The organism is Leptothrix mechoopdaensis (SeqCode), assembly GCF_053893855.1.
The window spans coordinates 2,880,594-2,905,279 of the sequence record NZ_CM132699.1 but is presented as its reverse complement, the minus strand read 5'-3'; the positions used below and the strand labels follow the sequence as shown (position 1 = coordinate 2,905,279).

General features: G+C 70.1%; 23 protein-coding genes. 17 read left to right on the top strand and 6 right to left on the bottom strand.

The features are described from left to right. The first annotated feature begins 26 nt into the window (after nucleotides 1-26). The 8 genes from ACWA7K_RS12610 (at nucleotide 27) to ACWA7K_RS12575 (ending at nucleotide 8,083) form a co-directional block, all read left to right on the top strand. Nucleotides 27-2,303 carry a nitric-oxide reductase large subunit gene (locus tag ACWA7K_RS12610; RefSeq protein WP_456161756.1) on the top strand — a complete coding sequence of 759 codons (2,277 nt, stop codon included), beginning with the start codon at nucleotides 27-29 and terminating at the stop codon, nucleotides 2,301-2,303. Nucleotides 2,304-2,307: 4 nt separating this feature from the next. After that, nucleotides 2,308-2,793, top strand: coding sequence for an Rrf2 family transcriptional regulator (locus tag ACWA7K_RS12605; RefSeq protein WP_456161755.1), 486 nt, complete (start codon nucleotides 2,308-2,310; stop codon nucleotides 2,791-2,793). 41 nt (nucleotides 2,794-2,834) lie between these two features. Further along, nucleotides 2,835-3,194, top strand: a complete 360-nt coding sequence (locus tag ACWA7K_RS12600; RefSeq protein ID WP_456161754.1) for a metal-sulfur cluster assembly factor — start codon at nucleotides 2,835-2,837, stop codon at nucleotides 3,192-3,194. Between the two features lie 3 nt (nucleotides 3,195-3,197). Then, the gene (locus ACWA7K_RS12595; RefSeq protein WP_456161753.1) at nucleotides 3,198-4,214 is read left to right on the top strand and encodes a hypothetical protein; all 1,017 of its coding nucleotides are present in this window, start codon (nucleotides 3,198-3,200) and stop codon (nucleotides 4,212-4,214) included. Nucleotides 4,215-4,578: 364 nt separating this feature from the next. After that, nucleotides 4,579-6,030 carry a copper-containing nitrite reductase gene (gene nirK / locus ACWA7K_RS12590; protein WP_456168798.1) on the top strand — a complete coding sequence of 484 codons (1,452 nt, stop codon included), beginning with the start codon at nucleotides 4,579-4,581 and terminating at the stop codon, nucleotides 6,028-6,030. Between the two features lie 2 nt (nucleotides 6,031-6,032). After that, nucleotides 6,033-6,875 (top strand): formylglycine-generating enzyme family protein, encoded by an 843-nt coding sequence (locus ACWA7K_RS12585; protein WP_456161752.1) that lies wholly within the window; start codon nucleotides 6,033-6,035, stop codon nucleotides 6,873-6,875. Between the two features lie 22 nt (nucleotides 6,876-6,897). Further along, the gene (locus ACWA7K_RS12580; RefSeq protein WP_456161751.1) at nucleotides 6,898-7,515 is read left to right on the top strand and encodes an SCO family protein; all 618 of its coding nucleotides are present in this window, start codon (nucleotides 6,898-6,900) and stop codon (nucleotides 7,513-7,515) included. Nucleotides 7,516-7,642: 127 nt separating this feature from the next. After that, a complete protein-coding gene (locus ACWA7K_RS12575; protein ID WP_456161750.1) occupies nucleotides 7,643-8,083 on the top strand; it encodes an H-NS histone family protein in 441 nt (146 codons plus the stop codon). Between the two features lie 6 nt (nucleotides 8,084-8,089). On the opposite strand, the gene ACWA7K_RS12570 is transcribed toward ACWA7K_RS12575, so the two are convergent. The 3 genes from ACWA7K_RS12570 to ACWA7K_RS12560 are packed head-to-tail and all read right to left on the bottom strand — an operon-like array spanning nucleotide 8,090 to nucleotide 11,179. Beyond that, nucleotides 8,090-9,124, bottom strand: coding sequence for a Bug family tripartite tricarboxylate transporter substrate binding protein (locus tag ACWA7K_RS12570; protein ID WP_456161749.1), 1,035 nt, complete (start codon nucleotides 9,122-9,124; stop codon nucleotides 8,090-8,092). Continuing rightward, entirely contained in the window at nucleotides 9,121-10,488 is a 1,368-nt protein-coding gene (locus tag ACWA7K_RS12565; protein ID WP_456210131.1) for a sensor histidine kinase, read from the bottom strand. Before ACWA7K_RS12565 ends, ACWA7K_RS12570 begins: the two co-directional genes overlap by 4 nt. Before the next feature lie 7 nt (nucleotides 10,489-10,495). After that, on the bottom strand, nucleotides 10,496-11,179 hold the full coding sequence (locus ACWA7K_RS12560) for a response regulator (protein WP_456161747.1): 684 nt from the start codon (nucleotides 11,177-11,179) through the stop codon (nucleotides 10,496-10,498). 107 nt (nucleotides 11,180-11,286) lie between these two features. Here ACWA7K_RS12560 and ACWA7K_RS12555 point away from each other — a divergent pair, with 107 nt between their 5' ends. Beyond that, on the top strand, nucleotides 11,287-12,288 hold the full coding sequence (locus ACWA7K_RS12555) for a Bug family tripartite tricarboxylate transporter substrate binding protein (RefSeq protein ID WP_456161746.1): 1,002 nt from the start codon (nucleotides 11,287-11,289) through the stop codon (nucleotides 12,286-12,288). 11 nt (nucleotides 12,289-12,299) lie between these two features. Here ACWA7K_RS12555 and ACWA7K_RS12550 read toward each other — a convergent pair whose 3' ends face one another. From ACWA7K_RS12550 to ACWA7K_RS12540, 3 genes are read right to left on the bottom strand one after another with little or no spacing between them, the layout of a single operon-like run. After that, entirely contained in the window at nucleotides 12,300-13,652 is a 1,353-nt protein-coding gene (locus ACWA7K_RS12550) for an NAD(P)H-dependent oxidoreductase (protein ID WP_456161745.1), read from the bottom strand. 34 nt (nucleotides 13,653-13,686) lie between these two features. Next, on the bottom strand, nucleotides 13,687-15,072 hold the full coding sequence (locus ACWA7K_RS12545; RefSeq protein WP_456161744.1) for a TolB family protein: 1,386 nt from the start codon (nucleotides 15,070-15,072) through the stop codon (nucleotides 13,687-13,689). Continuing rightward, nucleotides 15,069-15,629 carry a DsbA family protein gene (locus tag ACWA7K_RS12540; protein ID WP_456161743.1) on the bottom strand — a complete coding sequence of 187 codons (561 nt, stop codon included), beginning with the start codon at nucleotides 15,627-15,629 and terminating at the stop codon, nucleotides 15,069-15,071. Before ACWA7K_RS12540 ends, ACWA7K_RS12545 begins: the two co-directional genes overlap by 4 nt. Before the next feature lie 234 nt (nucleotides 15,630-15,863). Between ACWA7K_RS12540 and ACWA7K_RS12535 the strand changes: the two genes are divergently transcribed. From ACWA7K_RS12535 to ACWA7K_RS12500, 8 genes are all read left to right on the top strand, one after another. Continuing rightward, nucleotides 15,864-16,790, top strand: a complete 927-nt coding sequence (locus ACWA7K_RS12535) for a transporter substrate-binding domain-containing protein (RefSeq protein ID WP_456161742.1) — start codon at nucleotides 15,864-15,866, stop codon at nucleotides 16,788-16,790. A 100-nt stretch (nucleotides 16,791-16,890) separates the two neighbouring features. Continuing rightward, a complete protein-coding gene (locus tag ACWA7K_RS12530; RefSeq protein ID WP_456161741.1) occupies nucleotides 16,891-17,967 on the top strand; it encodes an asparaginase in 1,077 nt (358 codons plus the stop codon). 80 nt (nucleotides 17,968-18,047) lie between these two features. Continuing rightward, nucleotides 18,048-18,944, top strand: coding sequence for a transporter substrate-binding domain-containing protein (locus tag ACWA7K_RS12525; protein ID WP_456161740.1), 897 nt, complete (start codon nucleotides 18,048-18,050; stop codon nucleotides 18,942-18,944). Between the two features lie 141 nt (nucleotides 18,945-19,085). Beyond that, nucleotides 19,086-19,832 (top strand): amino acid ABC transporter permease, encoded by a 747-nt coding sequence (locus tag ACWA7K_RS12520; RefSeq protein ID WP_456161739.1) that lies wholly within the window; start codon nucleotides 19,086-19,088, stop codon nucleotides 19,830-19,832. Continuing rightward, on the top strand, nucleotides 19,829-20,494 hold the full coding sequence (locus ACWA7K_RS12515; protein WP_456161738.1) for an amino acid ABC transporter permease: 666 nt from the start codon (nucleotides 19,829-19,831) through the stop codon (nucleotides 20,492-20,494). Before ACWA7K_RS12520 ends, ACWA7K_RS12515 begins: the two co-directional genes overlap by 4 nt. Before the next feature lie 7 nt (nucleotides 20,495-20,501). Beyond that, on the top strand, nucleotides 20,502-21,236 hold the full coding sequence (locus ACWA7K_RS12510; RefSeq protein WP_456161737.1) for an amino acid ABC transporter ATP-binding protein: 735 nt from the start codon (nucleotides 20,502-20,504) through the stop codon (nucleotides 21,234-21,236). A gap of 54 nt (nucleotides 21,237-21,290) precedes the next feature. Continuing rightward, nucleotides 21,291-23,297: an ATP-binding protein gene (locus tag ACWA7K_RS12505; RefSeq protein ID WP_456161736.1), complete on the top strand. Its 2,007-nt coding sequence runs from the start codon at nucleotides 21,291-21,293 to the stop codon at nucleotides 23,295-23,297. Next, complete coding sequence (locus ACWA7K_RS12500) at nucleotides 23,294-24,676, top strand: sigma-54-dependent transcriptional regulator (protein WP_456161735.1); 1,383 nt, start codon at nucleotides 23,294-23,296, stop codon at nucleotides 24,674-24,676. The genes ACWA7K_RS12505 and ACWA7K_RS12500 overlap by 4 nt, the downstream gene beginning before the upstream one ends. Nucleotides 24,677-24,686 lie beyond the last annotated feature (10 nt).

Genomic DNA, 24,686 nt, shown 5'->3' with positions numbered 1-24,686 from the left:
ACATCGACACCAGGATGGAATTCACCATGAACCGCAACCACCGGCTCTGGCGCTGGCTGGCGCTGATCTTCGTGCTGTCGTTCGGAGCCCTCGGCTTCATCGGCTACCAGATCTACCTCAGCGCACCCCCGATCCCCAACGCCGTCGTCACCGCCGACGGCCGCACCCTCTACACCGGCGAGCAGATCCAGGCGGGCCAGCAGGCCTGGCTGTCGGCCGGCGGCCAGCAGCTCGGCACGGTCTGGGGCCACGGCAGCTATGTCGCGCCCGACTGGTCGGCCGACTGGCTGCACCGCGAGGCGCTGGCGCTGCAGGCGATCCGCACGCAGCAGCAGACGACCACGCTGGGCGAACCGACGACGGCCGAGCGCGCCGCCATCGCCGCCACGCTGCGCGAGGAGATGCGCCGCAACACCTACGACGCCGCGCGCGGCACGCTGACCGTCAGCGCCGAGCGGGCCCGCGCGATCGAGCAGACCGCCGCCCACTTCGAGGCCCTGTTCGGCGACGCGCCGGCGCTGGCCGCATTGCGCGAGCAGTACGCGATGCCGGGCGACACCTTGCCCGAGGCGGCCGATCGGCATGCGCTGGGCGCCTTCTTCTTCTGGACCGCCTGGGCGGCCAGCACCGACCGGCCGGGCGAGAGCGGTCTCTCGTACACCAGCAACTGGCCGCATGAGCCGCTGGTGGGCAACACGCTGTCGGGCACGGCGGCGATGTGGTCGATGGTCAGCATCGTGCTGCTGGTCGCCGGCATCGGCGCGATGCTGTGGTTCCACGGCAGCGCCCGCCACGAGGCCGATCCCGAACTGCCGAAGGCCGACCCGTTCCTGGGTGTCGTCGCGACGCCGTCGATGCTGGCCACCCGCAAGTACTTCTACGCCGTCATCGGCCTGATCCTGCTGCAGGTCGGCATGGGCGCCATCACCGCCCACTACGCCGTCGAGGGCGAGGCCTTCTTCGGCATCCCGCTGGCGCAGGTCCTGCCCTATGTCGTCAGCCGCACGGTCCACACGCAGGTGGGCGTGTTCTGGATCGCCACCGCCTGGCTGGCCACCGGCCTGTACATCGCGCCGCTGCTGTCGGGGCGCGAGCCGAAGTTCCAGAAGCTCGGCGTGGACCTGCTGTTCTGGGCCCTGATTGCCATCGTCGTCGGCTCGACCGCGACCGGCTGGCTCGGCACGCTGCAGCACCGGGGCGTCGACTTCGCCTTCTGGATCGGCAACCAGGGCCTCGAATACACCAGCATGGGCCGCCTCTGGCAGCTGCTGCTGTTCGTCGGCCTGCTGTTCTGGCTGACGCTGCTGGGCCGTGCGCTGTGGCCGGCGCTGACCACGCCGTCGGAGACCCGCGGCCTGATCGCGATGGTCTTCCTGTCGGCCACCTGCATCGGCGGCTTCTACGCCAGCAGCCTGATGTGGGGCCAGCACACCCACTACTCGATGATCGAGTACTGGCGCTGGTGGCTGGTCCACCTGTGGGTCGAAGGCTTCTTCGAGGTCTTCGCCACCGCCGTCGTCGCGCTGATCTTCACCCGCCTCGGGCTGGTGCGCGCGGCCAGCGCCAACCGCGCCATCGTCGCCGAGACCATCGTCTTCCTGTTCGGCGGCATCCTGGGCACGCTGCACCACCTGTACTTCACCGGCACGCCGACCTCGGTGATCGCGGTGGGGGCGGTGTTCTCGGCACTCGAGGTGGTGCCGCTGGCCATGATCGGCCTGGAAGCCCTGCAGACGCTGCGCCGCAGCCAGGGCGCGGCGTGGCTGGCGGCCTATCGCTGGCCGATCCTGTGTTTCGTCGCCGTGGGCTTCTGGAACACCGTCGGCGCCGGCGTGCTCGGCTTCGCGATCAACCCGCCGGCCTCGCTGTACTACGTCCAGGGCCTGAACATGACGCCCGCCCACGGCCATGCCGCGCTGTTCGGCGTCTACGGCATGCTGGGCATCGGCCTGATGCTGTTCTGCCTGCGCGGCCTGTACGCTCGCCACCTGCACGCCGACGGCCTGCTCAAGCCCGCCTTCTGGGGCCTGAACATCGGCCTGGCGATGATGGTCTTCCTGTCGCTGCTGCCCGCCGGCATCTACCAGGCCTGGGCCAGCGTCAGCGAAGGCATGTGGTTCGCACGCTCGCCCGCGATCGTGCATTCGAAGGTGATGGAGGCGCTGGTGTGGCTGCGTGTGCCGGGCGACATCGTGTTCGCCATCGGTGCCGTGCTGCTGGCGGCCTATGCCTTCAGGCTCCTGAGACGGCCGACAGGCCAGCCCGAGACCGGCCGGGCAGCGACGCCGGTGGTGCAACGCTAGGACCATGAAACTCACCGCCTTCACCGACTACAGCCTGCGTGTGCTCATCTTCCTGGGCACCGACCCGGGACGTCGGGCGACGATCGCGGAGGTCGCCTCGACCTTCGGCATCTCCGAACATCACCTGACCAAGGTGGTGCATTTCCTCGGGGTGCAGGGCTGGCTGGCCAACGTGCGCGGCAAGGGCGGTGGGATGGAACTGGCGATGGAGACGCGCCACGTGGTCATCGGCCGCGTGGTGCGGGCCACCGAAGGCGAGGCCCTGCCGGCCGAATGCTTCGGCGTCGACACGCAGGACTGCTGCATCCTGCGCGCCTGCCGCCTGCGCGGCGTGCTGCGCGAGGCGGTCGACGCGTTCTACGCGGTGCTCGACCGCTACACGCTGGAAGACCTGGTCCGCAACCGCGAGCTGCTGGCGCCGCTGCTGCAGCTGGTGCCGGTCGCCCAGCCCGAGGTGGCGACCCGGTCACGGCGCCCGACCCGAACCTGACACGCCCCCGCGCCCGTGCGGCGGGCTGGAGCCTGCCCGCCATGAGCGATCCCGTCTTTCCCTGGCAAGGTCCGACCGACCTGCAGGACGCCGTCGTCCGCGCGCTGCGCCGCGTGGTCGACCCGGAACTGGCCCTGTCGATCGTCGACCTGGGGCTGGTGTGCGGTGTCGTCATCGACGAGGAGACCGATGCCACCACGGGCGCAGGCCGCCCGCGACTGCGGCTGTCGATCACGATGACCTCGGCCGCCTGCCCGGTCGCCGACGTGATCCTCGATGAGGTCGAGTCGGCGCTGGACCGGGTGCTGCCCGAGGCCTGGCGCATCCAGGTCGAGCAGGTCCGGGAACCCGCCTGGACGCCCGAGCGCATGAGCGCCTCGGCGCGCCGCTTCATGGGCTGAGCGATGACCACGCCTGCTCCGGACCTGCCGACGCGACCGCCGCGCGGGCCTGTCACCCTTGCCCGTGTCGTGACGCTGGTCATGTTGGCGCTGGTCGCCGGGTCGCTGCTGTGCGCTGTCCTGGGCGGTCTGCTGCGGGCCGGCCTGGGCTGGCCTTGGCTGCAGGACCCGCACCTGATCGGCCCGGCCGCCGCCGCCCATGCGCAGCTGATGCTGCCGGGCTGGCTGGGCATGGTCATCTCGATCGAACGGGCCGTCGCCGTGCGACGCCGCTGGGCCTGGGCCGCGCCGCTGGGTGCCGGGCTGGGAAGTGCCGCGCTGCTGGCCGGCTGGCCGCTGCCGGCGGCCCTGCTGGGCGTCGGGGCGGCGGCGGTCGCGGTGGCCGTGCAGGTCGTCGTGCTGCGACGCCAGCGGGCCGGTCACACCTGGCTGCTGCTGGCGGCGACGCTGGCGTGGCTGGCGGGCAGTTCGCTCGTGTTGATCGGCCTTCTCGTCGTCCGTCTTGTCGATCCGCGTGCGGCCGTGCCCGGGCTCGACGTCGCGGCGGCGCTGCCGTGGTGGTTCCTGCTGCCGGTGCTGACCATCGCCGCCGAACGGCTGGAGATGACCCGCCTCACGCGCCGGCACGACCTCGCGCAGCCGGTGCTGCTGGCAATCGTGGCCGTGCTGGCGATGGGCGCTGCAGCGGCGGCCATCGAGCCGGCCGGGCCGCTGGGCGGGGTGCTCTACGGCCTGGGCCTGATCGCGCTGGCGCTCTGGCTGTTCACCTTCGACATCGCCCGCCGCACGCTGTTCGCGCACGGGCTGGCGCGCTACATGGCCGTCAGCCTGCTGGCCGGCTACGCCTGGCTGGCGCTGGCCGGACTGGGCTGGATGGGCCTGGCGCTGGGTTGCCCCGGGCGTGACCTGGCGCTGCACGCGCTGGGCCTGGGCTTCATCGTCAGCATGGTGATGGGGCATGCACCGGTGATCCTGCCGGCGGTCGCGCGGGTGAAGCTGCAGGTTGGATGGTGGTTCTAACTGCCGCTGCTGGCGCTGCACGCCTCGCTCGCGCTGAGGCTGTTCGGCGGCATCGCCGACCTGCCGCTGCGGCGCTGGGGCGCGGCCCTCAATGCGGCCGCGCTGCTGCTGTTCCTGCTCGTGTTGATCGGCTCTGCGCTGGCCTGGCGATGCGGGGCCGCTCGATCGGCCGAGAACGGCCGCGAAGGGCGTCCTGTTCGACGGCTGCGCGTTTGACCTGTCTCAAGTCGGCGTGGTGATGCGCTTCCAATAATGCTGCACATGAAATGCACCTTATAGGTGTTGTCGACCCACCTCACAGGAGTCAAACGTGGTCCGCAGAATCAACCAGATCCTTGCCAGCGCCGTCACCGCCGCCGGCCTGATGTTGGGCTTGGCCGCCGCGCCGATCGAGGCGCTGGCCGCCGCGCCGGTCCAGAAGTCGACCGGCGACTTCGGCCCGCCGCAGGGCGCGCCGATCCGTGCGGTGCTGACCAGCCCGCCGTTCGTGCCGCCGCCGATCACGCGCAAGACGCCGGCCAAGGTGATCGTCGAGCTGGAGGTGGTCGAGAAGGAGATGCAGATCTCCGAAGGCGTGTCCTACACCTTCTGGACCTTCGGCGGCACGGTGCCCGGCAGCTTCATCCGCGTGCGCCAGGGCGACACGGTCGAGTTCCACCTGAAGAACCATCCCGGCAGCAAGATGCCGCACAACATCGACCTGCACGGCGTGACCGGCCCGGGCGGCGGTGCGGCGTCGAGCTTCACGGCCCCGGGCCATGAATCGCAGTTCTCCTTCAAGGCGCTCAACGAGGGCATCTACGTCTACCACTGCGCCACCGCGCCGGTCGGGATGCACGTGGCCAACGGCATGTACGGCCTGATCCTGGTCGAGCCGCCCGAGGGCATGCCCAAGGTCGACCATGAGTACTACGTGATGCAGGGCGACTTCTACACGACCGGCAAGTACCGCGAGAAGGGCCAGCAGCCCTTCGACATGGAGAAGGCCATCGCCGAGCAGCCGACCTATGTGCTGTTCAACGGCGCCGAGGGCGCGCTGACGGGCGACAAGGCCATCACCGCCAAGACCGGCGAGACGGTGCGCCTGTTCGTCGGCAATGGCGGGCCGAACCTGGTGTCGAGCTTCCACGTCATCGGCGCGATCTTCGACAAGGTGCGCTACGAGGGCGGCAGCAACGTCCAGCGCAACGTGCAGACCACGCTGATCCCGGCCGGCGGTGCGGCGGTGGTCGAGTTCAAGACCAAGGTGCCGGGCAGCTACGTGCTGGTCGACCACTCGATCTTCCGGGCCTTCAACAAGGGCGCGCTGGCGATCCTCAAGGTCAACGGGCCGGAGGACAAGAGCATCTACTCGGGCAAGGAACTGGACTCGGTCTACCTCGGTGACCGCTCGCAGCCCAACCTGAACGCGGTGACGACGGCCACGCAGGCCGCCGCCAGCGGCAAGCTGACGATCGAGGACCAGATCAAGGCCGGCCAGGCGCTGTTCGCCGGCACCTGCTCGGTCTGCCACCAGGCCAACGGCAACGGCCTGCCCGGCGTGTTCCCGCCGCTGACGAAGAGCGACTACCTCGCGGCCGATCCGCAGCGTGCCATCTCGGTCGTGCTGCATGGCCTGTCGGGCAAGGTGACGGTCAACGGCAGCGAATACAACTCGGTCATGCCGCCGATGAACCAGCTCAACGACGACGAGGTCGCCAACATCCTCAGCTACGTGATGAACAGCTTCGGCAATGGCGGCGGGCGCATCAGCGTCGACGACGTCAGGAAGGTCCGCGCCAGCAAGCCGGTCGCGGCCACCACGTCGGGACATTGACGATGAACCGCACCGGCAGGTGGCTCGCCCCGCTTCTCGCCCCGCTGCTCGCCCCGCTGCTCGCCCCGCTGCTGGCTGCGGCGGCCGGCGCGGCACGGGCGGGCGGTGAGGAGGATGCCGCCTACGTGACCGTCCCGGCCGGCACGCTCGCCAGCGTGCTGGCCACCGACGCGGACCGCACGCCGCAGCCGATGCCGGCCTATGCGATGCGCGTCACGCCGGTCACGCGCGGCGAGTTCAGCCGCTTCGTGCAGGACCACCCGCAGTGGCAGCGCGGCCGCATCGCCCGCACCTACGCCGATGCCGGCTATCTGCAGGGCTGGCGTTCGGCACTGCAGCCGGCACCGGCCGATGACACGCTCGATGCGCGGCGCCCGGTCACGCAGGTCAGCTGGTTCGCGGCCCAGGCCTATTGCGAGCACGAGAGCGAAGGCGGCCGCCTGCCGACCTGGGCCGAATGGGAGTACGCCGCCGCGTCCGACGCGACCCGGCGCGATGCCCGCGACGACCCGGCCTGGCTGGCCCGCATCCTCGGCTGGTACGCACGGCCGGCGACCGCCGCCTTGCCGGTCGTGGGCGGCGAGGCCGATGTCTACGGGGTCCGCGACCTGCACGGCCTGGTCTGGGAATGGGTCGACGACTTCAACGCGCTGCTGGTCGACGCCGACAGCCGCTCCGGTGACGACCCCGACAAGCTCAAGTTCTGCGGTGCCGGCGCGATCAACCTGCAGGACCGCCAGAACTACGCCGTGCTGATGCGCATCGCGCTGCTGTCGTCGCTGAAGGCATCGGACAGCACCGGCAGCCTCGGCTTTCGCTGCGTGCGCCCGGTGACGTTGCCCTGAACCCGAATCTCCGGAGCACACCATGACTATCCCGATCTCGACGTTCGCCCGGCGCCTGGCCCTGCTGCTGGCCCTGTTCATGCCGCTGCTGTCCGCCCACGCCGCATCGGCCGCGAACCCCGTGGCCATCGACCTTCCCGGCGATTCGGTCTATCAGCTCGACCTCGTGCTGACCGGCCAGGACGGCCGCTCGCAGCCGTGGGGCCACCAGCGCGGCCAGCCGATGCTGGTCAGCATGTTCTACACCTCGTGCCAGTACGTCTGCCCGATGCTGATCGAGGCGCTGGCCGACACCCGCGCGAAGCTCTCGCCCGAGGATCGCGCGCGCCTGCCGGTCACCATCGTCAGCTTCGATCCGGCACGTGACAGCGTGGCCGCGTTGCAGCGCACGGCCGAGCAGCGCCGGCTCGACCCTGCCGTCTGGACGCTGGCCCGCACCGATGCGCGCAGCGTGCGCCGGCTGGCCGCCGCGCTGGGCATCCAGTACCGTGCCTTGCCCGATGGCGAGTTCAACCACAGCACGGTGCTGCTGCTGCTCGATGCCGACGGCCGCATCGCCGCGCGCTCGAACCGGCTGGGCAGTGCCGACCCGGCCTTCGTGCAGGCGGCGACCCGTCTGCTGCAGGCGACGTCACGGTGAACCCGTAGCGGTGCGGCGATGGTCTGGCCGTATGCTTCGGACTCCTGGTGATCGGCTTCCCGAACCTCGTGCAGAACGGACGATGCCGCCACCGTCCACTTCCATCGCTTCAGCAGAGAACTCGCCGATGACCAAGAAGACGCTCTCCCAGATCCAGGCCCAGATCGACAAGCTGCAGAAGGAGGCCGAGGCCATCCGGGCGCGTGAGGTCGCCGACGTCATCGGGCGCATCCAGGAAGCCATCGCGCACTACGGCCTGACCGCCGCCGACCTCGGTCTGGACGGCAACGCCGCCCGACGCGTCCCGGTCCGCAAGGCGGCCGACAAGGCCGTTCGCAAGACGTCGACGAAGAAGGCCGCGCCGGTCCAGGCGGCCAAGCCGGAGAAGGCCGCAAAGGCCGCCAAGGCCGCCAAGCCGGCCAAGGCCGCGCGCCCGTCCGTCATCAAGTACGCCGACGACCAGGGCCACACCTGGACCGGCGTGGGCAAGCGCCCGAACTGGTTCCTGGCCGCGATTGCGGCGGGCAAGACGGCCGACGACCTGCGCGTGGCCGCACCGGCGGCCTGAGTCGCCTCAGGGCGTCGTCGCCACGAGGCCGAATTCGCGCGCCAGCTGGCGCCACCGCACGATCTCGTCCTCGACCCGCGTGGCCAGCGCCGCACCCGCCAGCGGCTGCGGGTCCAGGCCCAGCTGGCGCAGTGCGATGACCGCGTCCTCGCGCATCGCACCCGCCAGCAGCCGCTGGCCCCAGGCAGTGGCCGTCGCGACCGGTGTTGCCGGTCCGGCATAGACCCCGCGCAGGATTGGCCAGTCCAGCTCGACACCCTGTTCGCGCGCCGTCGGCACGGACGCCAGGGCGCCGCCCAGGCGCTGCCGTGCAAGCACGGCCAGGACCCGCAGCGGCGCGCCGTCGCGCAACTGCTGCGTCAGCTCAGCCGCATCGCCACACAGCACCTGCACATGGCGGCCGCGCAGCGCCTGCACGGCATCGCCGCCGCCCTCGAAGGCCACCACCCGGATGGCCTTGTGGCTGACCCCTGCGGCGCGTGCCAGCAGGGCGGCCTTCATCCAGTCCTGGCTGCCGATCGTGCCGCCGGCCGCGAAGCCGATCGAGGCCGGGCTGGCCTTCAATGCCTGCAGCAGCTCACCCAGGTGCCGCCACGGCGAATCGCGGTGCACGGCGACCACGCCGTGATCCAGCGCCAGGCTGGCGACCCAGTGCAGGCTGCCCGGCTCGTAGCGCCCGAAGCGGCCCTGCGCCAGGTTCAGCAGCGTGCCGCTGGACCAGGCGACCAGCGCCTTCGCGGCGGGCCCGGCGGGTTCGTGCGCACCGGTGTCGCGCATTCCGTCGCGCATCAGCGAGCGGTAGACCCAGGCCCCGATCCCGCCCGGCTGATACGTCAGCGGCAACTCGTCGCCGACCGCCTGCCAGGCCCGTCGCGCGAACTGGCAGGTCAGGTCGAAGCCGCCGCCCGGCTTGGCCGGCACGATGCAGGCGGTGGGCTGCGGTGTGCTGGGTCCGGACAGGCCCTGGGCCCGGACCGCCGGCATCGCGGCGGCCAGCGGCAGCAGCAGCCGGCGCAGTGCCAGGCGTCGTCTTGTCGTCATGCCGGCTCCCAGATCAGTTCGGCGCGCAGGCCGCGTCCATCGTCGCCGGGGCCGACCGCGAGCCGCCCGCCGTGCCGCTCGATCACCGATCGGGCCATCGCCAGCCCCAGCCCGGCCCCCCGGCTGCCGCGGCCTTTCGCGAAGCGTTCGCCGATGCGGTCGGCCAGCGCCGGATCGAGTCCGGCACCGTCATCAACCACGCCCAGCCGCCAGCCGTCGGCCAGGCGTCCGGCCTCGAGGGTGACCCGTCGCCCGCCAGCCGCCGTGCCGCAGCCGTGCACCAGCGCGTTGTGGGCCAGGTTGAACCAGGCTTCACGCAGCAGCAGCCGATCGCCTTCGGCCTGCAGCGCGGTGGCGTCATCGGGCGAGCGTTGCAGGTCGACGCCGAAGTCCACGCCCAGCGCACGCGCCTGCGGCAGCAGCTGCAGCGCGACCTCGCGGGCCAGCTCTGCCAGGTCGAAGGGCTGGCGCTGCAGCGGCCCCGCATCGGCCCGGGCGAGCTGCAGCAGCTGGTTGGTTGCGCGGCTGGCCAGGTCCAGCTCGGTCGACAAGGCGGTCAGCGCCTCGTGCAGGCGCGTCGCGTCGGACTCGCGCCGGGCGTAGTCCAGCTGCGCCCGCAAGGTGGTCAGCGGCGTGCGCAGCTGGTGCGAGGCGTCGTCGAGGAACTGGCGCCGCTGCTCGACCAGCGCCTGCGTGCGCGCCAGCTGCTGGTTGATCGCCTCGACCAGCGGCAGCAGGTCCTCGGGCAGGCCATCGGCCTGCAGCGGGCGCAGGTCCTCGGCATCGCGTGCCCGCGTGGCGGCGGCCAGACGCTGCACCGGTCGCAGCGCCCAGGCCGTCACGCCAGCCACGGCCAGGGCCAGCAGGCCCAGTACCGAGGCGTCGCGCCACAACGCCTGCTGCACGAAGGCGCGTGCGAAGCGTTCACGCGAGGCGGTCCCTTCGGCGACCTGGATCAGCACCTGCCGTGCATCGCCCACCGGCGGCAACAGGTCCCGTCGCAAGGCGCCGACGCGCACCGGTTCGCCGAAGTAGACGGCGTCGTAGAAGCTCGGTTCACCGTCGCGCAACGGCCGGTCGGGCAGCGGCAGGTCGGGCGAGCCGATCTCGACCAGTCCGTCATCGGTGGCGACGCGGTAGTGGACGTCGCCGCCTGAGGACAGCTGGAAGAACTCGAACAGGCGGTATGGCTGCTCGACGGCCAGGCCGCCGGAGGCGGTCGACACGTTCAGGTCGAGACCCTTCAGGGCGCCCAGCAGCGACCGGTCGAAGGCCGCGTTGGCCGCCGCGATCGCGTCGTTTCGGGTGTTCCAAAGGCTGACCGCCAGCACCAGCACCATGCCCGGCAGGACCAGGCCCAGCAATCGGCCGCTAAGCGTTCGGCGGGGCCAGGGGTTCCAGCGCATAGCCGAGTCCTCGATAGGTCTGGATGTGCACGCCGCTGCCGTCGAGCCGCTTGCGCAGCCGGTGCATGACGACGTCCAGCGCGCCGGGCTGGATGTCCTCCTCGTCGGCGAAGACACGCTCGGTCAGCTGCTGGCGCGACATCGGCTCGCCGCTGCGGGCGATCAGCGCGCGCAGCAGCACGTGTTCGCGTGGCGGCAGCTGCATCAGCTCGTCGCCGCAGGTGAACTGGCGCAGCACGGTGTCGAACTGCAGCGGACCGCAGGCCAGCCGGGGGCGCTCGATGCCGCGCGAGCGCCGGATCAGCGCGGTCAGGCGCGCCTCCAGCTCGGCCAGCGCGAAGGGCTTGGGCAGGAAGTCGTCGGCGCCCTCGTTGAGCGTGCCGACCCGCTCGGCGAGCGAATCGCGTGCCGTCAGCACCAGCACCGGCAGGCCGCTGGCACGGGCGCGCAGGTCACGCAGCAGCTGGTGGCCGCTGCGGCCCGGCAGGCCCAGGTCCAGCACCAGCGCGTCGAAGTCGTCGACCTGTTCGAGCGCCCGTTCGGCCAGCCGGCCGTCGTCGACCCAGTCGACCCGGAAGCCCGACTGCGCCAGGGCCTTGCTGAGCCACTCGCCCAGGCCGTGTTCGTCTTCTGCCAGCAGGATGCGCATGGCCGGCATTGTGAAGTCGGCCGGTGGCCACGTTGAAAGGTATTTGAGAGGTTGCGGCCGGCACCATCGCGGCCTGTTCCTGCACCGACAAGACCTGGAGACTCGACATGACCCATTCGACCCTCGACCGCCGCCGCCTGCTGCAGCTTGGCCTGGGCGCCTCGGCCGCCTGCACCGCGCCGGGGCTGCTGGCGCAGACCGCATCGGCGTCGGCCTGGCCGAGCAAGCCGATCCGTTTCGTCGTGCCCTTCGCGCCCGGCGGCAGCAGCGAGATCGTGGCCCGCACCACCGCCGTCGAACTGGGCCGTCAGCTCGGCCAGTCGGTCTATGTCGAGAACAAGCCCGGTGGCGCCGGCAATGTCGCGATGCAGGAGGTCGCCCGTGCCGATGACCAGCACACGCTGATCCTCGGCCACATCGGCACGCTGGCGGTCAACCCGTACATCTTCGACAAGCTGCCCTACGACCCGAACAAGGACTTCCGGCCGATCTCGCTGCTGGCCAAGGTGCCCAGCCTCTACCTGGTCCGCCCGGACCTGCCGTTCAACAGCCTGAAGGAACTCATCGCGTACGCGAGGAAGAACCCGGGCAAGCTGAACTACGGCTCGGCCGGCAACGGCAGTGCCGGGCATCTGGCGATGGAGTACCTGAAGATGGCCAGCGAGACCTTCATGCTGCACGTGCCCTATCGCGGCACCGGGCCGCAGCTGACCGACCTGCTGGCCGGCCGGCTTGAGCTGGCCTCGGTCGGCGCACCGGCGGTCATGCAGTTCATCAAGGCCGGCAAGCTGCGTTGCCTGGCCACCGGCACGAGCCAGCGCATCCCGCAGCTGCCGGACGTGCCGACCGTCGCCGAACAGGGTTACCCGGGCTTCGAGATGACGCAGTGGTACGGCCTGCTGGCGCCGTCGACCCTGCCGCAGGCCGCCGCCGATCGGCTGGCCAAGGCCAGCGCGGCCGCCATGCACGAGCCGGCGTCGCAGGAGAAGCTGGCCGCCGATGCGGCACTGGGCGTGGGCGGCACGCCGGCCGAGTTCGCCCGCTTCATCGAGCTGGAGCAGAAGCGCTGGAAGGCGGTCGTGGCGCGGGCGAAGATCAAGCCGGACTGAAATCCGCCGGCTCAGAGCCCCAGTTCGCGGCCGAATAGCGCTTCCTGTTCGCGCCGCACTTGCACGGCCTGCAGCGTGGCGTCGTGGCGCACGTCGTCCCAGCTGACCACCTCGCCGGCGGCGATGTCGCGCAGCAGGACCATGTTGTGGGCCAGGCCGATCGGCAGGGCTCGGCGGCGCAGCGAGTCGGCCGTGGGCATCAGGCGGCCGTAGACGGTGTAGCCGCCCTCGCCGTCGAGCTTCTCGCCGGCCTTGAGCGCGCGCTTGGCCGTGGCGGCGACGTCGCCGCGCCATTCGCCGGTCGCGCCGGTGGCCTCGTGGCGCACGGCGATGCTGGCCACCGAGATGCCCAGCTCCAGCCCGATCAGGTGATAGGGCTTGTACATCGCGGCGTAGCGCCCGCTGGCGTCGGTCTTCAGGCCGTACTGGGCGAAGCAGTCGCGCACGTAGTCGCTGGAGGCCTCGAAGACCGCGTAGACGCCCCAGCGCAGGTCACGGAAGACGGGCCGGCCGTCGCGCTCGATCGACGACACCACCTCGACCATGCCCTTGCGCGCGAGCGTGCCGCCGTCGGCCAGCGGCCGCAGGATGTGCGGCAGGTCATCGACGCCGCAGGGCGGGAAGGCCAGGCCGTCGGCGGGCGGATCGAGCTCGCAGCCGTTGGCCACGGCGGCCATCTCCAGCGCGGACTTGGTGCCGTCCAGGAAGCTGTTGAACATCTGCGCGTTGAAGTCGCCGCCGGCCACCTGGGCCTCGCTGAAGCCGTAGTGGCCCCAGACCGTGTCGGGCGTGCTCTGGTGGTAGACCGGCAGGTACTTGGTGCCCTTGCCGGCACAGACCACGTCCAGGCCGATGGTGCGGGCCCAGTCGACCAGCTCGGCGATCAGCGCGGGCTGGTCGCCCGAGGCCATCGAGTACAGGATGCCGGCCTCGGCCGCACGCCGTGCCAGCAGCGGGCCGGCCAGCACGTCGGCCTCGACGTTGACCATCACGATGTGCTTGCGGTGCTCGCAGCACAGCAGCGCGTGGCGGATGCCGGCGGCCGGGCTGCCGGTCGCGTCGATGACGATGTCGACGTGCTCGCTGGCGATCACCGCCGCCGCGTCGTCGGTGATGCAGGCACTGCCGTCGCGGGCCGCCTCGGCCAGCGTGCGGGCGGCGTAGCGCGCGGCCTCCCAGCCGACCCGGGCCAGCGCGGCGCGGGCGCGGTCGGGCGACAGGTCGGCCACGGCGACCAGGTGGATGCCGGGCGTGCGCGGCGCCTGCGACAGGTACATCGAGCCGAACTTGCCGGCACCGATCACGGCCACCCGGACCGGACGACCAGCCGCAGCGCGGGCCTTGAGTTGACGGATCAGCGACATCGGCGGGTCTCCTTGCGGGTCGTTCGCGGGTTCTTCAGTCCAGCGGCAGCGTGTGGCTGACGAAGGCGACGCGGCGGCCGTCCGGCGACCACGAGTGCACGTTCAGGCTGCCCTGGCCGCCGTGCAGGTGCGCCAACACGGTCGGTTCGACCGGGCCGTCGCCAGCGGCAGGGATCATGCGCAGCGCCACGTGGCGGCCGCCGGGATGTTCCTGCGGATCGACCTCGCCGGGCAGGTAGCTCACAAAGATCACCCGGCTGCCGTCGGGGCTGACATGCGGGAACCAGTCGTCGTGGCCGTCGTCGGTGCGCTGGCGCGGATCCTCGCCCAGCGGGCCCATCTGCCAGACCTGCATGTGGCCGTCGCGGGCCGAGCAGAACCAGATCGAGGCACCGTCGGGCGCGTACTCCGGGCCGTCGTCGAGGCGGGGCGTGTGGGTCAGGCGCAGCTCGTTGCGGCCGTCCAGGTCGATGCGGTAGATGTCGTAGGCATCGTTGCCCGGCCGCAGCGCGGTGTAGACCAGGTGCGCGCCGTCCGGCGACCAGCCGTGCAGGTAGGACGGCCCCTGGCGCGTGACGCGGCGCGGCCGGCCGCCGTCGATCGGCAGCACGTGGATGCGCGACTCGCCGTCGCCCGGATCCTGGCTGCTGATGGCGATCTGGCGGCCGTCGAACGACAGCACGTGGTCGTTGTTGTTGCGCACCTCGTCGCCGGTGTCGATGGTCGACAGCAGCCGGTCGACCAGGTCGACACGCTGCAGCCGGCCGTTCTGGTTGATCACCAGGAAGCGGCCGTCGCGGCTCCAGTTCGGGGCCTCGAACAGCTGCGTGTCCTCGTGGATGACGGTGCGCACGCCGCTGTCGACGTCCAGCAGTTCCAGCCGGCTGCAGATCGGCCGCTGCAGATAGAGGCCGGGCAGGCGCGGCAGCGGGCGCACGATGCGCACGTTGTCGAAGGTGGCGCGGCCACCGGCCACGAACAGGCCGACGTGCAGGGTGTCGGGCAGCGCGAGATCCGTGACCGACCGGGTCTGCAGCGACTGGCCGTGCGCGGCGCAGGAGACCGTCCAGGTGTCGCCCTGCCGGATCAGCTGGATGCTGTCCAGCGCGGTCAGCTCCAGGGCGGCGAAACCGGCAATGAACCCGGCCGCATCGGCCAGCAGGCCTTCTCGGGCGGTCCAGCCGAGCATCACGTTCCCGTCACCCTCGATCGACGCGACCCGCGCCGTCACGATGAAGTCGCCCGTCAGCACGCGACCGGCGAAGTGCGGCACCGCGCCGGCCGAGGTCAGCGTGTGGCGCAGCGCAGCGCCTTCGCAGCGGGTCGAGCCGGCCTGACCGGGCGTGGCCGGCGTGCCGAGGTCGGCCTGGATCACCAGCGGCGAGCCGGGCACGCGGGTGGGCTTGTCGGCGCCGCTCATGCCAGCCCCAGCTTGTCGAGCCAGGCGTCGACGCTGTCGCCGCTGCTGAAGTCGTTGGCGACCAGGCCGTCGACCATGAAGGTCGGCGTGACGTGGATGCCGTTCTGGCGCGCGTACCGCGCATGGCGCTTGAGCTCGCGGTCCAGGCCCGGCTGCTCGAACGCGGCGGCCAGCGCCAGGCCGCTGTGGCCCTCGATGCGGGCGATGACCTGGCGCAGCGACAGGTCCAGGTTCGGACCGCTGGCATGGTCGACATGGTCGAACTCGTCGCGGTGGGCGTAGACGGCGGCCAGCACGGCCTTCGCATCGGCCTTGCCGCCCGGCAGCGTCGAGGCCGCCACCACCGCACGGGTCACCACCGGCGAGAACAGGTGCCAGGGCTGTGACTGCAGCCGGATGTGCAGCGTCAGCCGGTCTTCCCCGGCACGCGCCAGCAACTCGTCGAACTTGCCGAAGGCCCGTCCCGAGAACGGGCAGGTCGGCTCCAGGAAGGCTTCCAGCGTCTTCGGGCCGTGGCCCCAGGACAGCGGGGCGGGGGCGGAGTAGGGGCTCGTCATGTCGATTCCGGGGGAAGGCGCTGGCGGCCGGTTGAAGATGGTCGATTCTGGCCGCGACTCGTGACGCGTGCGTGGTCGGAAATCCGGATGCCCGCAACGCTCCGTGCGGTCGCCGTGGTCGGGTTCCCGACCGGGATGGACGCGGGCCGCATCGACCCCTCCAGACGAATCAAGGACTTGGCGATGAAACGTGGACAGATTCCCGCTGGCACGGGCCGTGCAATGTCTTCGGACATGTGTCGCCCGACTCCCCGATCCCTGTTGCGCCGTGCCGCGTCCGCCCTGCTGGCCGGCGCGCTGGCGTGCCTGCCGATCGTGTCCCGGGCCGCATCCGACGCCGACCGCACGCTCGACCGCATCGCCCAGACCGGCACGATCAGCCTGGGTCACCGCGAGGCTTCGGTGCCGTTCTCGTACTACGACGCGCGGCGCCAGGTGGTGGGCTATTCGCATGAGCTGATGCTGCGCTTGCTCGACAGCATCAAGGCCGAGCTGAAGCTGCCGGCGCTGACGATCAAGCTGGTGCCGGTGACGGCGCAGAACCGCATCCCCCTGCTGCAGAACGGCACCGTCGACCTGGAGTGCGGCTCGACCACCCACAACGTCGCCCGCGAACGCGAGGTGGCGTTCTCGAACTCGATCTTCGTGATCGGCACCCGGCTGATGGTCCCGCGCGGCAGCCGCGTGCGCGACTTCCCCGACCTGGTCGGCAAGCGTGTCGTGCTGACCGCCGGCACGACCTCCGAGCGCCTGCTGCGCACCTATGCCGAACGGCGCGGCATGGCCCTGACGATCGAGGCCACCAAGGACCACGACGCCTCGTTCCGGCGCCTGGAGACCGGCGAGGCCGACGCCTACATGATGGACGACGCGCTGCTGCACGGCGTGCGGGCCCGCGCGCTGCGGCCGGACGACTGGGAGGTCGTCGGCCAGCCGATGTCGACCGAGGTCTACGCCTGCGCGATGCGGCGCGGCGATGTTGCCTTCAAGCGCGTCGTCGACGACGGGCTTGCGCGCCTGATGCAGTCGGGCGAGGCGCTGAAGATCTACCAGCGCTGGTTCCAGCGCCCGATCCCGCCGAATGGCCTGAACCTGACGTGGCCGCCCAGCGAGGCGCTGCTCGCGCTCTACCGATCCCCCAACGACCGGCCGCGCGACTAGACGCGCCGGCCAGGCCACCGTGCCTGATGTCCCGTCCCACCGCTGTCCTGCCGCTCGCGGCAATCTGTCTGATGGAGTTCCCGTGTCTGTTTTCTCTCCGATGTCTTCCGTGAAGTCCTTCCTCGTCAAGCTCTCGACCGGTCTGGCCGCGCTGGCCCTGGCCGCCACCGTGCAGGCCCAGACCGCCAAGCCGCAGGTCGTCCTGCTGGCCACCGGCGGCACCATCGCCGGTGCCGGCGCCAGCGCCGCCAACAGCGCCACCTACCAGGCCGCCAAGGTGCCGGTCGACAAGCTGATCGCCGGCGTGCCCGAGCTGTCGGCGGTCGCCCAGGTGCGCGGTGAGCAGGTCTTCCAGATCGCCTCCGAGAGCTTCACCAACGAGCACCTGCTGACGCTGGGCAAGCGTGTGGCCGCGCTGGTCAAGCAGCCCGATGTCGACGGCATCGTCATCACGCACGGCACCGACACGCTGGAGGAGACGGCCTACTTCCTGAACCTCACCGTGCGCACCGACAAGCCGATCGTCGTGGTCGGCTCGATGCGGCCGAGCACCGCGCTGTCGGCCGACGGCACGCTGAACCTGCTGAACGCGGTCACCACCGCGGCCGACAAGTCCAGCCGCGGCAAGGGCGTGCTGGTCGTGATGAACGACGAGATCCACACCGGTCGCGACGTCACCAAGACCATCAACATCAAGACCGAGGCCTTCAAGAGCCCGTGGGGCCCGCTGGGCATGGTCGTCGAGGGCAAGACCTACTGGTTCCGCGCGCCGGCCAAGCGCCACACGGTGAACTCCGAGTTCGACATCGAGCAGATCACCGCACTGCCGCAGGTCGACATCGCCTATGGCTCGGGCAATGCCAGCGACACGGCCTATCGCGCCTTCGCCGCCAAGGGCGCCAAGGCCATCGTGCATGCCGGCACCGGCAACGGCTCGGTCGCCGGCCAGGTCGTCCCGGCGCTGCGTGAACTGCGCGCCCAGGGCCTGCAGATCGTGCGTTCGGCGCGTGTCGTCGGCGGCGGCTTCGTGCTGCGCAATGCCGAGCAGCCCGATGACCAGTACGACTGGGTGGTGGCGCACGACCTGAACCCGCAGAAGGCCCGCATCCTGACCATGGTCGCCCTCGCCAAGGGCGCCGACAGCAAGACGCTGCAACGCGTCTTCATGGAGTACTGAGCCGCTCGAAAGCTCAGCGAACACCGGCCATCCCGATGGACCACCCGATCGACCCGACCCACCTGAACACTGGAGACATCATGAAGAAGACCCTGATCCTGACCGCCGCCCTGCTGGCCGTCGGCGCGGCGCAAGCCCAGTCCGACACGCTCAAGAAGATCAAGGACAGCGCCAGCATCACGCTGGGTGTGCGCGAGTCGTCGGGCGCACTCGCCTACACGCTGGGCGACGGCAAGTACGTCGGCTTCCACACCGAGATGGCCTACCGCATCGCGGCCGACCTGCAAAAGCAGCTGGGACTCGCCAAGCTGGAGGTGAAGACCCAGCCGGTGACCTCGCAGAACCGCATCCCGCTGGTCCAGAACGGCACCGTCGACCTCGAATGTGGTTCGACCACCAACAACGCCACGCGCCAGAAGGACGTGGCCTTCGCGGTCACGACCTATGTCGAGGAAGTGCGCATCGCGGTGAAGGCCAACTCGGGCATCACCAACATCGACCAGCTCAACGGCAAGTCGGTGGCGACCACCACCGGCACGACCTCGGTGCAGACGCTGCGCAAGCACGAGCGCGCCGCCGGCGTCGACTTCAAGGAAGTCTTCGGCAAGGACCACGCCGACAGCTTCCTGCTGCTCGAATCGGGCCGTGCCGATGCCTTCGTGATGGACGGCCAGATCCTGGCCGGCAACATCAGCAAGTCGAAGAACCCGGCCGATTACAAGATCGTCGGCGACGTGCTGTCGGTCGAGCCGATCGCCTGCATGCTGCGCAAGGATGACGCCGCCTTCAAGAAGGCCGTCGACGACAGCATCAAGGCGCAGATCAAGTCGGGCGAGCTGGCCAAGCTCTACGACAAGTGGTTCATGCAGCCGATCCCGCCGACCAACACGAAGGTCGGCCTGCCGATGTCGGAGGCCACCAAGGCCGCGTGGGCGAACCCGAACGACAAGCCGATGGAAGACTACGCGAAGAAGTGACCCACCCCCGACGCGCTCACGCGCGTCCCCCTCAAGGGGGCCATCCCGGTGGACCGGCAGAGCCGGATCCACGGGATGTGCTGGGTTGGACCGAGTCATGCGGTGCCGGTGGCGCCGAAACGATTTTCATAGGAGCCACCAGTGTCCAACTGGGATTGGCAAGTCTTCTGCAAGAGCACCCTCGAAGGCGAGGTCATCGCCGGCTGCTTTGGCCGTGATGGCGACATCACCTACCTCGACTGGCTGCTGAGCGCCTGGGGCTGGACGCTGTCGGTCGCCCTGCTGGCGCTGGTGGTCGCGCTGGTGGTGGGGTCCTTGATCGGCATCCTGCGCACCCTCCCGCACAAGGGCTGGGCCTTCTTCGGCAATGCCTGGACGGAGCTGTTCCGCAACATCCCGCTGCTGGTCCAGATCTTCCTCTGGTACCACGTGCTGCCGCAGATCTTCCCCGTGCTCAAGGGCGTTCCCAGCTTCCTGCTGGTCGTCGTCGGGCTGGGCTTCTTCACCTCGGCGCGCATCGCCGAACAGGTCAAGGCCGGCATCCAGACGCTGCCGCGCGGACAACGTTATGCCGGTCTGGCGCTCGGCCTGACGCTGGGCCAGACCTACCGCCACGTGATCCTGCCGATGGCGTTCCGCATCGTCATCCCGCCGCTGACCAGCGAGAGCATGAACATCATCAAGAACTCGTCGGTGGCGTTTGCGGTCAGCATCGCCGAGCTGACGATGTTCGCGATGCAGGCGCAGGAAGAGACCTCGCGCGGCATCGAGATCTACCTCGCGGTGACGGCGCTGTACTTCGTCTCCGCCTTCACGATCAACCGCATCGCGCAGTTCATCGAGCAGCGTGTGCGCGTGCCCGGCATGGTCGGCGGAGGTGGCAAGTGAACCTCGACTTCTCCTTCTTCACGTCCGACGTCATCAGCAGCTTCGTCCTCAAGGGCCTGCTGTTCTCGATCCAGCTGACGCTGGTGGCGATGGTCGGCGGCATCGTGCTGGGCACGCTGCTGGCGCTGATGCGCCTGTCGGGCAAGCCCTGGCTGGTGATGCCCGCGGCGGCCTACGTCAACACCATGCGCAGCGTGCCGCTGGTGATGGTCATCCTGTGGTTCTTCCTGCTGATCCCGCTGCTGATCGGGCGGCCGATGGGTGCGGAGCTGTCGGCCATCGTGACCTTCACGCTGTTCGAGGCGGCCTACTACTCGGAGATCATGCGTGCGGGCATCCAGAGCGTGTCGCGCGGGCAGGTTCATGCGGGCTACGCGGTGGGCATGACCTACCGCCAGACCATGCAGCTGATCGTGCTGCCGCAGGCCTTCCGCAACATGCTGCCGGTGCTGCTGACGCAGACCATCATCCTGTTCCAGGACACCTCGCTGGTCTACGCGATCGGCGCCTACGACCTGCTCAAGGGCTTCGAGGTGGCGGGCAAGAACTTCAACCGTCCGGTCGAGACCTACCTGGTCGCCGCCGGGGTCTACTTCGTCATCTGCTTCAGCCTTTCCATGTTGGTCAAGCGTCTGCAGGCCAAGATCCAAATCATCCGTTGAGAACGACATGATCGACATCCAGAACGTCAGCAAGTGGTATGGCAGCTTCCAGGTCCTGACCGACTGCACCACGAAGATCCAGAAGGGCGAAGTGGTGGTCGTGTGCGGGCCGTCGGGCTCGGGCAAGTCCACGCTGATCAAGACGGTCAACGCGCTGGAGCCGATCCAGAAGGGCGACATCGTCGTCGACGGCATCAGCATCAGCGCGCCGACCACCGACCTGCCCAAGCTGCGTTCGCGCGTGGGCATGGTGTTCCAGCACTTCGAGCTGTTCCCGCACCTGTCGGTGACCGAGAACCTGACGCTGGCGCAGATCAAGGTGCTCGGGCGCAGCAAGGACGACGCGCTGGCGCGGGGCCTGAAGATGCTCGATCGCGTCGGCCTTTCCGCCCACAAGGACAAGTTCCCCGGCCAGCTCTCGGGCGGCCAGCAGCAGCGCGTGGCGATCGCCCGGGCGCTGAGCATGGACCCGATCGTGATGCTGTTCGACGAGCCGACCAGCGCGCTCGACCCCGAGATGGTCGGCGAGGTGCTCGACGTCATGGTGCAGCTGGCCAACGAGGGCATGACGATGATGTGCGTCACGCACGAGATGGGCTTCGCCAAGAAGGTCAGCCACCGGGTCATCTTCATGGACGCCGGCAAGATCGTCGAGGACTGCCGCAAGGACGAGTTCTTCGGCAACCCGGACGCGCGTTCGCCGCGGGCGAAGGACTTCCTGTCGAAGATCCTTCAACACTGATCCTTCAACACCGAGCGATGCCCGCGATCACCGCCCGGGTCGCGAGAATGGCGCATGCCCCTTGATTCGACCAGTTTCGGACCGCCACGGCCGTGGTGGCGGCCGTTCGCGCGCCTGCTGCTGGTGCTGCTGGCGGTTGCGGCCATCGTGCTGGGCTGCTGGCTCGGCTACACGCTCAGCGAACGCCAGGGCATGGCGGCGCTGCGGCAGGAGTCCAATCACCGGCTCGACCTGTTCGCCGCCGTGGTCGAAGGCCGCATCCGCCGGCTTGAACACGTGCCCGCCACGGTGCAGCTCAGTGCCGACGTGCTGGCGCTGCTGCGTGCGCCCGACGAGCCACGCCGCGTGGCCGATGCCAGCGGCTACCTGCGGCGTCTGAACGCGCACCTGGGCAGCCTCGCGGTCTTCGTGCTGGACGAGCGCGGCGTCGTGCTGGCGTCCAGCAATGGCGAGCGCAACGACGACAGCCTGGTTGGCTCGGATTTGGCCTATCGACCCTATTTCCTGGAAGCGCTGGCCGGCCGGGTCGGGCGCCATTTCGCCATCGGCGCGCGGCGTGGCGATCCGGGATATTTCGTCTCGCACCCGATCCGCGACGGCGCCCGCGTGGTCGGCGTCGCGGCCATCAAGATCAGCCTCGAACCGATTGAGCAGATCTGGGAGATGCTGGGCGCGCCCGCGCTGCTGGCCGACACCAACCAGGTCGTGATCCTGTCGTCGCAGCGCGAATGGCGCTACACGGCGCTGGCCGAACTGCCGCTGGAGCGCAGGGTCGACCTGCAGATCAACCGCCTCTATGACGACCTGCGCATCGAGCGTTTCCCGCTGCCGGTGCAGCTGTCGGTCGACGAGGAAAGCCAGGTGGTCGAAGGCGTGCTGCCGGCCGCCCATGCGGTGCTGCCACGCGGCAGTGCCGAGATGCTGGTGCTGGGCCGCACGCTCGACGGCATGGACTGGCGCGTGCTGATCTTCTCGGACCTGCGCGGCGTGCGCATGCAGGCCATGCGCTACGGCCTGCTGTGCGGCGTCGCGGCGGCCTTCGTTCAGCTGCTGCTGCTCTACCTGCTGCAACGCCGCCGGCTGCTGCGTCAGAAGCTGGAGGCCAAGCAGATGCTCGAACGGGTCAATGCCGAGCTGGAGCAGAAGGTCGCCAAACGCACCCGCGCGCTCAGCGAGACCAACACGCGGCTGCGCAAGGAAGTGGCCGAACGCGAGCAGGCCGAGCAGACGCTGCGGGCCGCGCAGGACGAGCTGGTGCACGCCGCCAAGATGGCCGTGCTGGGCCAGCTCGCCACCGGCATCACCCATGAGCTGACACAGCCGCTGGGCGCGATCCGCACGCTGTCGGGCAATGCCAGCGAGTTCCTGCGCCGGGGGGATCTGGACGCCGTTGGCGGCAACCTGGACATCGTCGCGCGACTGGCCGACCAGATGGGCGGGATCATCCATCCGCTCAAGAGCTTCGGCCGCAAGTCGGCCGCCCAGCCGGCCGCCACCGACGTGTCGGTGGCCGTGCGCCATGCGCTGTTCCTCTACGACCAGCGGCTGCGCAAGGAAGGTGTCCTGCTCGACAACCGCTGCACGCCCGAGGCCGGTCTGCCGGCGGTCTGGTGCGACCCGAACCGGCTTGAACAGGTGCTGGTCAACCTGGTTGGCAATGCGGTGGATGCGATGCAGGAACACACCGCGCGCGATCAGCGCCGGCTGCGCATCGAGGCCGAAGCGGTTGGCACCGAACTGCTGCTGCAGGTCGTCGACAGCGGCCCGGGCTTCGATGCGACGACCGCCGAACACCTGTTCGAGCCGTTCTACACGACCAAGCCGGCCGGCGCGGGCCTGGGCCTGGGGCTGGCCATCTCGCGCGACATCGTGCGAGAGTGCGGGGGCGAGATCGAGGCGCACAGCCCTGCCGATGCACAGCTGCCAGAGGCCGGCGGGGCCTGCTTCGTGATCCGCCTGCCGCTGGCGTCTGCCGCATCACCTTCTGCCTCACCAGCTGCCTCACCAGCTGCCTCACCTTCCACCGCTCCCTCCAACCCCGTCGACGACACCGCCCCATGAGTTCCGAGCTGACCGTCCTGCTGATCGAGGACGACCCGCATGTGCAGCTGGGTTGCGTCCAGGCCCTGCAACTGGCCGGCCTGCGGGTGCAGGCGGTCGCGAGCGTCGAGGCGGCGCGGCCGCGACTGGGTGGCGAGTTCGCCGGCGTGGTCGTCACCGACATGCGCCTGCCCGGTGCCGACGGCCTGAGCCTGGTGCGCGACTGCCATGCGCTCGATGCCGAGCTGCCGGTCATCATGATCACAGGCCACGGCGACGTCAGCCTGGCGGTCGAGGCGATGCGCAGCGGCGCCTACGACTTCATCCCGAAGCCGTTCTCGCCCGAGGTCTTCGTCGAGGTCGTCAAGCGTGCGCTGGACAAGCGCCGGCTGACGCTGGAAGTGGCCGCGCTGCGCCGTGCGCTGGGCGTGCGCGAGGGCCTGGCCGGCCAGCTGGTCGGCCGCTCGCCGCAGATCATGCGGGTGCGGCAGATGGTGCTGGAGGTGGCCGACACGCCGGTCGACGTGCTGATCCGCGGCGAGACCGGCACCGGCAAGGAAGTGGTGGCGCGTGCGCTGCACGAGCACTCGCGCCGCAAGGCCGCGCCGCAGGTGGCGCTGAACTGCGGCGGCCTGCCCGACAACCTGATCGACAGCGAGCTGTTCGGCCACGAGGCCGGCGCCTTCACCGGCGCGCAGAAGCGCCGCATCGGCAAGATCGAACACGCCAACGGCGGCACGCTGTTCCTCGACGAGCTGGAGAGCATGCCGCTGGCCGTGCAGGTCAAGCTGCTGCGCGTGCTGCAGGACCGCGTGGTCGAGCGCCTGGGCGCCAACCAGGGCCAGCCGGTCGACGTGCGCGTGGTCGCCGCGACCAAGGACGACCTGATGCAGCGGGCCCGCGAGGGCACCTTCCGCGCCGACCTGTACTACCGCCTGAACGTCGTCACGATCGACCTGCCGCCGCTGCGCGAGCGGCGCGAGGACATCCCCCTGCTGCTCGAACACTTCATGCTGCTGGCCGCCAGCCGCTACGGCCGCCCGCAGCCCAGCCCGACCACCGCGCAGCTGCACCGCCTGATGGCGCACGACTGGCCCGGCAACGTGCGCGAGCTGCGCAACGTGGCCGAGTGTCTCGTGCTGGGCGTGATCAAGGAGCCGCTGCTGGCGGACGAGCCGGTGGGGGCGGCCGGGATGGCCGTGGCAGACGGGGTTTCCGGCGCATCGGTGGCCGAGGGCGCGTCACTGGCCGAACGGGTCGAGGCCTTCGAACGTGGCCTGATCGCCGACGAGCTGCGCCGCCAGGATCACCACGTCACCCGCACCGCGAAGGCGCTGCGCATGGCCAAGACCACGCTGCTCGACAAGATGCGCAAGCACGGCTTGTCGGGCGGGGAATGAGCCGCCCGAG